Annotated in this window: 12 protein-coding genes and 1 pseudogene; 9 read left to right on the plus strand and 4 right to left on the minus strand. The window is 60.6% G+C overall.

Translation table 11 applies throughout. The features are described from left to right. From HUJ17_RS13570 to HUJ17_RS13585, 4 genes are all read right to left on the minus strand, one after another. A partial coding sequence (locus HUJ17_RS13570) for a fumarate hydratase (protein ID WP_290511191.1) occupies window positions 1-581 on the minus strand: 581 nt, incomplete at its 3' end. A gap of 327 nt (window positions 582-908) precedes the next feature. Further along, a complete protein-coding gene (locus HUJ17_RS13575) occupies window positions 909-1784 on the minus strand; it encodes an alpha/beta hydrolase (RefSeq protein ID WP_290511192.1) in 876 nt (291 codons plus the stop codon). Next, window positions 1781-2053: an acylphosphatase gene (locus tag HUJ17_RS13580; RefSeq protein WP_366144918.1), complete on the minus strand. Its 273-nt coding sequence runs from the start codon at window positions 2051-2053 to the stop codon at window positions 1781-1783. Before HUJ17_RS13580 ends, HUJ17_RS13575 begins: the two co-directional genes overlap by 4 nt. Further along, window positions 2040-3335, minus strand: coding sequence for a YihY family inner membrane protein (locus tag HUJ17_RS13585; RefSeq protein WP_290511194.1), 1296 nt, complete (start codon window positions 3333-3335; stop codon window positions 2040-2042). The genes HUJ17_RS13580 and HUJ17_RS13585 overlap by 14 nt, the downstream gene beginning before the upstream one ends. A gap of 77 nt (window positions 3336-3412) precedes the next feature. Here HUJ17_RS13585 and arsC point away from each other — a divergent pair, with 77 nt between their 5' ends. The 9 genes and pseudogenes from arsC to HUJ17_RS13630 form a co-directional block, all read left to right on the plus strand. Further along, window positions 3413-3766: an arsenate reductase (glutaredoxin) gene (arsC, locus tag HUJ17_RS13590; RefSeq protein ID WP_290511195.1), complete on the plus strand. Its 354-nt coding sequence runs from the start codon at window positions 3413-3415 to the stop codon at window positions 3764-3766. A 7-nt stretch (window positions 3767-3773) separates the two neighbouring features. Further along, complete coding sequence (wrbA, locus tag HUJ17_RS13595) at window positions 3774-4367, plus strand: NAD(P)H:quinone oxidoreductase (protein WP_290511196.1); 594 nt, start codon at window positions 3774-3776, stop codon at window positions 4365-4367. 2 nt (window positions 4368-4369) lie between these two features. After that, on the plus strand, window positions 4370-4711 hold the full coding sequence (locus HUJ17_RS13600) for a DUF2069 domain-containing protein (protein WP_290511197.1): 342 nt from the start codon (window positions 4370-4372) through the stop codon (window positions 4709-4711). Further along, complete coding sequence (locus HUJ17_RS13605) at window positions 4701-5381, plus strand: RDD family protein (protein WP_290511198.1); 681 nt, start codon at window positions 4701-4703, stop codon at window positions 5379-5381. The genes HUJ17_RS13600 and HUJ17_RS13605 overlap by 11 nt, the downstream gene beginning before the upstream one ends. After that, window positions 5378-6370 (plus strand): stage II sporulation protein M, encoded by a 993-nt coding sequence (locus HUJ17_RS13610; protein ID WP_290511199.1) that lies wholly within the window; start codon window positions 5378-5380, stop codon window positions 6368-6370. Before HUJ17_RS13605 ends, HUJ17_RS13610 begins: the two co-directional genes overlap by 4 nt. After that, window positions 6351-7850, plus strand: a complete 1500-nt coding sequence (locus HUJ17_RS13615) for a DUF4129 domain-containing protein (protein ID WP_290511200.1) — start codon at window positions 6351-6353, stop codon at window positions 7848-7850. The genes HUJ17_RS13610 and HUJ17_RS13615 overlap by 20 nt, the downstream gene beginning before the upstream one ends. Further along, window positions 7843-9150 (plus strand): DUF4350 domain-containing protein, encoded by a 1308-nt coding sequence (locus HUJ17_RS13620; RefSeq protein WP_290511201.1) that lies wholly within the window; start codon window positions 7843-7845, stop codon window positions 9148-9150. Before HUJ17_RS13615 ends, HUJ17_RS13620 begins: the two co-directional genes overlap by 8 nt. Then, window positions 9147-10118, plus strand: a complete 972-nt coding sequence (locus HUJ17_RS13625; protein ID WP_290511202.1) for a MoxR family ATPase — start codon at window positions 9147-9149, stop codon at window positions 10116-10118. Before HUJ17_RS13620 ends, HUJ17_RS13625 begins: the two co-directional genes overlap by 4 nt. Next, window positions 10115-10479 (plus strand): annotated as a pseudogene (locus HUJ17_RS13630) (DUF58 domain-containing protein); the annotation flags it as partial. The gene HUJ17_RS13625 and the pseudogene HUJ17_RS13630, both read left to right, overlap by 4 nt.

The raw sequence follows: 10479 nt of genomic DNA on the forward strand, positions 1-10479 counted from the left end.
CCGATGCCGATGCCGAGCATGCCTGGCGGACACCAGCCGGCCCCCATCTTGGGAATCTGTTCCAGCACCCAGTCCACCACGGAATCGGACGGGTTGAGCATGGCGAACTTGGATTTCGCTTCTGAACCACCACCTTTGGCGGCCACATCGATTTCCAGGGTGTCACCGGGCACGATGGAGTAGTTGATTACCGCAGGGGTATTGTCCTTGGTATTGGCACGTTTGCCGTCCGGGTCCGCCAGCACCGAGGCGCGCAGTACGTTTTCCGGGTGGTTGTAGGCCCGGCGTACACCTTCGTTGATCATGTCATCCAGGCTCATGTCGCCTTCGAAAGTGACATTCATGCCCACCTTGGCAAACACGGTCACGATACCAGTGTCCTGGCAGATCGGGCGACGGCCCATGGCCGCCATGCGGGAGTTGACCAGGATCTGCGCCATGGCGTCCTTGGCGGCCTTGCTCTCTTCTTTCTCGTAGGCTTCTTTCACCGCGCGGATGAAATCCACCGGATGGTAGTAAGAGATATACTGCAAGGCATCGGCCACGCTCTGAATCAGGTCATCCTGGCGAATCACCGTCATGGGATTACTCCTGCTGGGACAATTTGGGGGCGCGTAGTATAGCGCAGAGTGTGAAGCCTGAGAATTTTACCTAGACGCCCCTACCAAAGGCACCCGTAGGAGCACCTCTTGAGGTGCGAACCGCGCTTGCGCGGAAATCGCCCGCAGGGCGATCAGGAATCGCAGAACTCGACAGGCTCCCGAAAGAATGACGGACAATCGTCCTTATTGCCTCGCGCCGCTCGGTTCGCGCCTCGAGAGGCGCTCCTACAGCGGCTTCGTAGAAATGCCAAGGTCTTGGGGACTTTCCACCCTGTCCCCATCCAACGAGCGTAGCTCGTAGCTCATTCAGTCGCAGCGGGTATTGTTGAGCAAACGCAGCAGGTGATCGTTGATCACCTCCGGTTGCTCCAGGTGCAGGAAGTGCCCGGCATTGGCGATCATCTGCAACTCCACCCCCCCGCTGAAGTCACTCTCCACCAGGGTGTGTTCAAGCAGTTTGGGGCTCATACAGCCATCATTCTCGCCGATCAGTATCTGGGTGGGCGTGGCAATATCCTGACCCAGCCAGCTCAAGGCTTTGCGCTGATCCTTCTTCCACAGCTTGAACATGGCCCGGTACCAGCCCAGCGCAGCCTTGATAACTCCCGGTTCAGCCAGGGTGTGCTTGGCATTGTCCAGATAGAGACCGGGGTCCCAATCCGGCGACCAGCGCCGCCACAGGGTGTCCACACCACTGAGATCTCCACGCTTGAGCCAGGCTTCCGGTGCAACCGGCAACTGGAAAAATTGCATGTACCCGCTAAGCAGCACTTGCTCGGGCACTTTGAGCAGTGCCTGGGGGATACGCCTCAAGGGCGGGATCGCCAGGGCACTGAAAGAGCAGAAGGTTTCCGGAGACTGGGCACAGGCCAGATAGCCCACCGCTGCGCCCCAGTCATGGCCGATCAAATGAACACGGCCGCCCAGCTGAGCGGCGAAGACCATCAGGTCATCTACCCCTGCATAAACAGAATAATCACCACTCCCGGACTGACAGCTCGGTGCATAACCGCGCAGAGCCGGAGCAATCGCCGTATACCCGGCCGCCGCCAGGGCATTGATCTGTACCGCCCAGTTTTCGTAAGTGTCCGGAAAACCATGCAGCAAAATCACGGGCTCGCCGCTGCCAGCCATCAGGGCCGGGAAGCGCAAGTCACCGTTAACCAGTTCAACCTGTTTCATCGAGTTACCTCAAAATACCGGGTCTGCGGCGCCTCTGAATCCCGGGTGATCACCTCATCCACCCGGGCCATGGCCGGCCCCTGGCGCATAGCGTCCAGCATCGCCGATACCGCATCCGGCGGGCCGTGCAAGATGGCTTCCACACGGCCGTCATCACAATTACGTACCCAACCGGCAAGATCTCGCAGGCTGGCTTGGTGTTGGGTCCAGGCCCGGTAGCCTACCCCTTGAACCCTACCGCTCACCAGTACATGTTTAGTGATCGCCATCATTCCTCTCCTGACTCTCCTCCTCATCGCCAATACTGTCGCGACGTTGAAAGAGTGTATCCAGCGGCATATCCAGCGGCGCCATCATACCGTCACGGGCCTGGTCCATCTTGTCCTTCAATGTCCGCTCCCAGGCGGCTTCATCATTCCCCAGCCGCACCCGCAGCTGAGTATGGGCAGGCCAGGGCAGCATGGCCACCAGTTGCCCCAGAGTCAGATTGCGCAGATCCCGGGATAACATGTAACCGCCCTCCTCGGTGCGCCGTATCAGCCTGGCGTCCATCAACAGATTGCGGAATTCATCCCACTGGCTCACGCCGCAGTCGCGCATCACCTGACGGACTTCCTTGCTGCGCAGTACCTTGCCATGCTGTTGACGCAGCCAGAAAGCATGCAGCAAACGCATCAAGGCATGCATTCTGGGAACCTGGCGTCGATGTTCCTGAAATACCACCAGGGCACGCACCAGCTCCGCGCCGCCAAGCACGATAATCCAGGAAATATAGACCCATAGCAGGAACACCGGTACCGCCGCAAAGGCACCGTACACCACTTCATAACTGGGAGTCTGGCGAATAAAAAAGGCAAACGCGCTTTTCGCCAGCTCAAACAGCAGCGCCGCGCAAGCCGCACCCAGTATGCCCTGGCGTAGCGGCACATTGGTATTGGGTACCACCGTATACATCAAGGTAAGCATGGCCGTGGTAAAGAGAAAAGGCAGCAACGACAACCACAGCCTGATCCCTCCGAGATAATTCACAGTATCACTGAAAATAGCCTGGGAGGTGAGGTAGGAAGAGATCGCCAAGCCTGCCCCCAGACAGATGGGCCCCAGCGACAACACTGCCCAGTACATCATCAGGCTGGTGAGTCCCTTGCGAGCGCTACGGACTTTCCAGATACGGTTCACGGTCTGCTCGATGGTCCGCAGCATCAATACCGAGGTGATGATAAGAATAATCACCCCCGGGCCGGTCAGGTTGGTGGCTTGCCGGGCAAACGACTGCAGGTGCTCCAGCAGCATATTGCCCGCCGACGGCACGAAGTATTCAAACGCCCATTGCTGGAGCTGAACCCCCTTGCCTTTAAGCGCGGGCACCGAGGCCAGCACCGAAAAGCTCACTGTCATCACCGGCACGATGGCGAAGAGCGTGGTGTAGGTCAGTGCGGCAGCGCTTTCCCGGCACCCATCTTCCTTGAATTGACGCACCAGCAGTGCAAAAAAAGCACGAATGGAATCCAGTCTGGCGCGGACCGGAATAACGTCTTCATCAGTTTCCATGCTATCGGCATCCTCTCCTTGCCAGCGGATTCAAGCGCCTTACAATGGCACCTTCATCCACAGAATATGCAAAACTCATGACGGACTACACCATCTTCCATAATCCGCGCTGTTCAAAATCCCGCCAGACGCTGGCATTGCTGGAAGAGAACGGCATCCAGCCCACCATCATAAAATACCTGGACGACACCCCGGATGCCGCCACCCTGAAAACCCTGATCAAGAAACTTGGCTTCACCAGGGCGCATGATCTGGTACGTAACAAGGAAGTCGACTATAAAACGGCCGGCTTGTCAGCGGAAAGCAGCGACGATGCTGTCATAGCAGCGATGATCCAGTATCCGAAACTGATTGAGCGTCCCATCGTGGTACGGGGCAACAAGGCCGCACTGGGCCGCCCGCCGGAAAACGCCCTTAACCTGCTGGACTGACACCATCATGACGGATTATGTATTGGTGCTTTACTACAGCCGCAATGGCAGTGTGGCCAATCTGGCACAACAGGTAGCCCGCGGTATCGAAAGCACCGGCATGGAGGCGCGACTGCGCACGGTGCCGGCAGTCTCTGCCAACTGTGAAGCCAGCGAACCCGCCATACCGGAACAGGGTGCTCCCTACGCCAGCCTGGACGACCTGGCCGGATGCAGTGGTCTGGCGCTGGGGTCGCCCACCCGCTTCGGCAATATGGCGGCACCCCTGAAATACTTTGTCGACCAGACCAGCGATCTGTGGATGAAAGGCACTCTTATCGGCAAACCCGCCGGCGTGTTCTGTTCCACCAGCAGCCTGCACGGCGGCCAGGAAAGCACCCTGCTATCCATGATGACCCCTCTACTGCATCACGGCATGGTGATTACCGGGGTGCCCTATTCCGAACAAGCGCTGCTGGATACTCGCAGTGGCGGCACTCCCTATGGTCCAACCCACGTTGCCGGCACCGATTCAGACCCGTCGCTGACCGACCATGAAATCTCTCTGGCAAGGGCGCTGGGCAAACGCCTGGCTACCCTCACCCGTCAACTCAAGGCCTGAACATGAATCTCCTGCTTCTGCGTATCAGCTACGCGCTGTTATTGTTTGTCGGCATCTCCGGGCTGTTCAGCCTGGCACCGCCTGATGTACACATTGTTTCCAGCATTATCTTTGCGGCCATTCTCTATGCCCCTCTGGTGCTAATGCTGCCGGCCGTTATCAGTGGCAACAAACGTCAGGCCACCTGGCTGTGCTTTATCCTGCTGTTCTATTTCTGCGGTTATGCCATCCAGCTGCTGGACCCGCCGCCGATACGCACCCTGGCCATCGCCAAGACCTCGCTGACGGTAATGCTGTTCGTGTTCTCTGCGCTGCAGATTCGCCAGGGGCAACATGCTGATTGACGAACGGTTCGAGGTCGAAACACCGGAAGGGGCCATGCTCAGCCTTTCCCTGGCAGGCCCGGTAACCCGGGCCATGGCCTATGGCATCGACCTCACCCTTCGTTTGCTGATCTTTGCAGTACTGGCCTTCGTACTCGGCATGCTTGGCAAAATGGGTATCGGCCTGCTGTTGATCATCGGCTTTGCACTGGAATGGTTTTACCCCACCCTGTTCGAAGCGCTGCGCCATGGCCAGACCCCGGGCAAAAAAGCCATGGGGATTGCCGTGGTCCACGCCAACGGCAGCCCGCTCAGTTTCAACGGCAGCCTGATCCGTAATCTGCTGCGCACCGCCGATGCTTTCCCGCTGTTTTACCTGCTGGGTTTCATCACCACCCTGATCAGTCCACGCTACCAACGCCTGGGTGACATGGCAGCCAATACTCTGGTCGTCCATATCGAGCAAACCGGGACCACCCGCAAGCAACACAACGGCCCGGCCAATCCGCCGGACTGGCCTCTCAGTTCCCAGGACCAACTGGCCCTGCTGGCCTTCCACGAACGCCAGGACCAGTTTTCCGAAGCCCGCCAGCAGGAGCTGGCGCAACTGGCGTTCCCGGAACTGAGCCCACCGCTGGCACTGCAACGTCTGCGCTCCGTGACCCGTTACCTGCTTGAGGGGGCCCAATGAAACAGGCCCGTTTCGAACAACAGTACCGCCCCCTGTGGGACTCACTGGAACAGCAGCTGGAGCAAATGGAAGCGCTACGGGTATCACGCAAGAAACGCCTGCCGCTGGACCGCTTCGTGGCGGATTACCGCCAGCTTTGCCATCAACTGGCGCTGGCCCGTGAGCGCACCTACAGCCTGGAATTGCAGCAATACCTGAACAACCTGGTGTTGCGCGCCCACCGTCAGCTATACCGCTACAACCCGCCCCTGGCAGATCGCATTGGCGAGTTTTTTGCCAGCGGCTTTCCCGCTGCGGTTCGACGGCAATGGAAGTGGCACCTGGTCAGCGCGCTCAGCTTTGTGCTGTCCATCGCACTGGCCTGGATTCTGGTGCAGCAACAGCCAGAGATGATCTACACCGTGGTGGACGAAGCCATGCTCTCGGATCTGGAGCTTATGTATCAGCCGGAGGACGCTGCCAGCTCGGACATCCATGCCGGGCGAGAGGGCGAAGATGATGTGTTGATGTTCGGTTACTACATCAAGAACAACATCGGCATTGCCTTTCGCACCTTTGCTGGCGGCCTGCTGCTGGGCGTGGGTGCTATCTTTGTCATGCTGTTCAATGGCAGTTTCTTTGGCGCCATCGCCGGCCACCTGATCAACACCGGCGGCCATGAGGCCTTCTTTACTTTTGTGATCGCCCACGGCGCCCCGGAACTCACCGCCATCGTGCTGGCCGGGGGCGCCGGGCTGAGACTTGGCTGGTCGATTATCGCGCCGGGCCAATGGTCGCGGCTGGATGCCCTGCGGCTGGCCGCCAGGGATGCGTTGCCAACCATGTACGGGGTCTTCGCCCTGCTGCTGCTGGCCGCTTTCATCGAAGCCTTCTGGTCACCCAGAGACTTCGACGCCACCATAAAATACAGCGTCGGTGCCACCTGCTGGGCACTGCTTTATCTCTATCTATTCTTCGGGGGACGTCAACGTGGAGCTGGAAAAGGCTAGCGCCCGCCTGGCACCGCGTAGCCCCTGGCAGGCGGTGGACCTGGGTACAAAACTGTATCGGCAATGGGCCGCGCCGATGCTATGGGTATGGCTGGCGTTCACGCTGGTGCCTTTCGGGCTAATGCTTGGCTGGTCGCTGCTGGCAGACACCCTGTGGCCGCTGTTCCTGTTCTGGTGGCTCAAGCCACTCTGGGAGCGTCCGTTACTGGCCTGGTACAGCCACGCCCTGTTTGCGGAAACCCTCACCCTCAAGCAACTGTTCCAGCGCTGGCGCCAGTACGCCCTGCCCGGCCTGGCCAGCCAGCTCACCTGGCGACGTTTCAGCCCGGCCCGGAGTTTCAACACCTGCGTCTGGCAGCTGGAAGGCGCCAAAGGGGAACAACTCAGCCAGCGTTTACGGGCACTGAACAGCTACCCCTCCAACCGGGCCGGAATCATGACCATCGTGGTACTGCACCTGGAGCAGTTCATGGCCATGGGACTGATGGTACTGCTTTATACCCTGGTGCCCTGGCAGTTCAGCCTGGAGTGGAGCGACTGGTTCTACGATCAGAGCGCGCTGCAGATGGCCATTGCCAGCGCCACCCTGTACTTGGTCATGTGTGTCACCGAACCGCTCTACGTGGCGTGTGGCTTTGCCCTCTATCTGAACAAGCGCACCTGGCTGGAAGGCTGGGACTTGCAACTGGGGCTGACCCGCCTTGGTCGCCACCGGGCAACCCGCACCGGCGCCACCGTGCTGATGCTGCTGGCCCTGTTGCTGCCCCTGCCGGAACCGGCAACAGCCCAACCCGCCCCCCGTAATGAAGAGCAACAGCAGGTCATCGAGCTGCTGGCCGGGCCGGACTACATGCCCTTCGAAGAGCGAACCGAACGACAATGGAAAAACCGGGATGACGGCAACAACAGCTGGCTGGAAGAATTCTGGAAACACTTCTTCGATAACCTGGACGATGATGAGAAACCGGAACCGTCCTCCCGGCCCTTCGACATCCCCGATGCGGTGCTGTGGATACTGTTCTGGACCCTGTTCGCCGGGCTGGCGATCTGGTTGCTGATCAAGGTCCTGGATCAGTTGGGGCTGGGAAGCCGCAATCGGGATAACACCCCGGTGATTCCCACCCATGTGGCCGGCATGGACATTCGCCGCCAGAGCCTGCCGAAAAACCTGCGCCAGGCGGTGGAAACCGCACTGGCCGCCAACGACATTCGCCTGGCCCTCTCGCTGATGCTGCGCAGTGCCCTGGCCAACCTGCTGCGCCGCTATCCGGTGGCACTGGCCGCTGGAAGTACCGAGCAGCAATGCCTGCGCAACCTCAAGGCCACCCATGGTGAACCCTTACCGATTCTCTATCTGCAACGCCTGACCCAGGCCTGGATCAGCACCGCCTGGGCCCATCGTCCGGTGGATACCGATGCAGTACGCACCCTGCTGGCTGACTGGGAGCAGATCAGCACAGAGGAGGCTGCTCATGCGTAGAAAGCTCCCCTGGCTCGGTGCCCTGTTGGTGGTGGCACTGATGATCGCCTACTACGCACTGACCGAGCCGGTCACTGTGATCCAGCGAGCGGCCCCTGACAGCGCCATTCAGCGCAACCCCTACAGCGCCGCCCAGGACTGGCTGGCACAACGGGGCCAGCCCAGTAAACGGGTACTCAGTGCCGCCGCCCTGTTTCCGTTGCCGGAAGAAGCCACTACCCTGGTCATCGACAAGCAACGCGGGCTGCTCAACCACAGTCAGGTCCGCTCACTATTACAATGGGTGGAAGCAGGCGGCGAACTGATCGTCGAGGCACGCCCATTACCAAAGTCCCGGGACGAAGATACCGCCACCGAGATGGAGTGGCAGGACAACGATCCTCTGCTTTACAACCTCGGCATCACCGTCTGGAAAAGCGAGCAGGAAACCGACGACGAAGAGCTGGATCCCTTTTTCGAATTGCTCGACGCCCTGCCCGCCTTCGCCGGCAACCCCTTGCAATACTGTCTGCTCACCGACAACGACGAACTCCGTGAAACCTGCGAGGCGCTGGCCTGTGAGGCCCCGCCACAACCGGAGCCCCTGCTGCTGCATGCCGGCGATGACCAGCCCTCCCGTCGCATCCAGCTGCATAGCCAACACGTGCTCTGGCACGACAGCTGGAACGAGGAAGACACCCCGGCAGAATTTCTCCCCGAGTGGCCGGTGGAAGTGAGCGCCTATGCGGACAACGATTACGGCAGCCAGCTGGTCCAGCTATCCCTGGGCGACGGCCAGGTCACCGTGCTCACCGACCTTGGGCTGTGGGACAACCAGAATCTGCATTATTTCGACCACGCCTGGCTGCTGGCCTGGCTCACCGGCAACCAGCCGGTCTGGTTCGTGCGCTCCGTGGCCATGCCGCCACTACTGCAATGGTTATGGCTGCGCGCCCCGGAACTGGGAACCGCCCTGCTGCTGCTGGTTGGCCTGTGGTTATGGTCACGAATTCCCCGCCGCGGCCCGATTCAGCCGGTGGCCGAAGACAACAACCGGGATTACCTCCAGCATCTGCACGCCAGTGGCTATTTCCAGTGGCGCACCGAACAGCAGGACACCCTGCTCACCGCCTTGCGTCAGCAGGCACAAGCCCGACTTAACCGTTACCATCACCAGCGCCAGCAGGCCCTGGAACGAGCCGCCACGCATCTGAAGGTCACCGTGGCACAACTGGACCATGCGCTGACACAGCCACCGGCAAACCGCGACCAGCTCACCCAGCAAGTAAGCCTGCTGCAGGCTCTAAGGAGTGAAACATGACACAGCCCACCACCCTGGCCGACGCCACCCAGCTGGCCCAGGATATTGAACATCATCTCAATCAAGTGCTGATCGGTCAGCAGCAGGTGGTTCGCGAGGTGCTGATTGCCCTGGTATCCGGCGGCCATGTGCTGATTGAGGGGGTACCCGGGCTCGGCAAGACCCTGCTGGTGCGTAGCCTGGGCAAGGTGCTGGAACTGGACTTCAACCGTATCCAGTTCACTCCGGACCTGATGCCCACGGACGTCACCGGCCACGCCATGTACGACCAGAAAAGCGAGCAATTCCGTATTCGCCGTGGTCCCGCCTTCACGCAACTGCTGCTAGCCGATGAAATCAACCGGGCCCCGGCCAAGACCCAGGCCGCACTACTGGAAGTCATGCAGGAGCGGCAGATCACCATCGAGGGCAAGGCATTTACGCTGAATGAGCCCTACATGGTACTGGCCACCCAGAACCCGCTGGACCAGGAAGGCACTTACCCGCTGCCGGAAGCGGAACTGGATCGCTTCCTGTTCAAGGTTCTGATCGACTACCCGGATCATGCGGACGAAACCCGCCTGGTGAATATGGTGCTGGACGGCACCATCCGCGCCAGCCTGGATGTGGAAAGCCTGACTCACGTCACCGATGCCGCCGGTCTGAAAGCCATGAAGACCCTGAGCGACAGCGTGCTGATTGATGACGAGGTGCTCGACTATGCCCTGCGCATCGTTCGCGCCACCCGGGACTTCAGCGGTTTGAGTCACGGCGCCAGCCCACGCGCCAGCATCGCCCTGGCCCGGGCCAGCCGGGTGCAGGCCCTGTTCGAGGGCCGCGACTTCGTCACCCCGGACGATGTACAGCAGGTGGCCCGCCCGGTACTGCGGCACCGTATCCAGCTCAGCGCCGATGCGGAAATCGAAGGCCAGACTCCGGAAACCGCCCTGGGTCGACTGCTGGAACAGGTGGAAGCGCCGAAGCAATGAAACCGGCGCCGCGTCTTCTCCTGCTCGCCGGCCTGTGGGCGCTACTGGCCCTGCCGTTGCTGGTCATACCCGGCATGCTGGCCGTGGCCCTGTGGTGGGCCCTGGGCGGCCTGGCCCTGGTGATTGCGCTGCTGGATCTGTGGCACGCCCGCCGCCTGCCCGCTCCGCAGGCGCACCGGGAGCTGCCCACCGCCCTGTCGGTGCAACAGCCGCACCTGGTACGAATCCGGGTTACCTCGGCAAGCCTGCCAGACAGCGTGGAGCTGGCCGACCAGCACCCCGGCGATGATCCCCACACCGGCCTGCCGGCCACCCTGACGCGCGCAAAAGAAGAACTGACCGAGCTGACCTATCATTACCG

Source organism: Alcanivorax sp., assembly GCF_014762765.1.
Taxonomy (GTDB): Bacteria; Pseudomonadota; Gammaproteobacteria; order Pseudomonadales; family Alcanivoracaceae; genus Alcanivorax.

What these genes read in the sequence shown, in the direction of transcription:
- HUJ17_RS13575 (WP_290511192.1), bottom strand. Translation starts at nt 1,784, where the DNA reads ATGAAACAGGTTGAACTGGTTAACGGTGACTTGCGCTTCCCGGCCCTG.
- HUJ17_RS13580 (WP_366144918.1), bottom strand. Translation starts at nt 2,053, where the DNA reads ATGGCGATCACTAAACATGTACTGGTGAGCGGTAGGGTTCAAGGGGTA.
- HUJ17_RS13585 (WP_290511194.1), bottom strand. Translation starts at nt 3,335, where the DNA reads ATGGAAACTGATGAAGACGTTATTCCGGTCCGCGCCAGACTGGATTCC.
- arsC (WP_290511195.1), top strand. Translation starts at nt 3,413, where the DNA reads ATGACGGACTACACCATCTTCCATAATCCGCGCTGTTCAAAATCCCGC.
- wrbA (WP_290511196.1), top strand. Translation starts at nt 3,774, where the DNA reads ATGACGGATTATGTATTGGTGCTTTACTACAGCCGCAATGGCAGTGTG.
- HUJ17_RS13600 (WP_290511197.1), top strand. Translation starts at nt 4,370, where the DNA reads ATGAATCTCCTGCTTCTGCGTATCAGCTACGCGCTGTTATTGTTTGTC.
- HUJ17_RS13605 (WP_290511198.1), top strand. Translation starts at nt 4,701, where the DNA reads ATGCTGATTGACGAACGGTTCGAGGTCGAAACACCGGAAGGGGCCATG.
- HUJ17_RS13610 (WP_290511199.1), top strand. Translation starts at nt 5,378, where the DNA reads ATGAAACAGGCCCGTTTCGAACAACAGTACCGCCCCCTGTGGGACTCA.
- HUJ17_RS13620 (WP_290511201.1), top strand. Translation starts at nt 7,843, where the DNA reads ATGCGTAGAAAGCTCCCCTGGCTCGGTGCCCTGTTGGTGGTGGCACTG.
- HUJ17_RS13625 (WP_290511202.1), top strand. Translation starts at nt 9,147, where the DNA reads ATGACACAGCCCACCACCCTGGCCGACGCCACCCAGCTGGCCCAGGAT.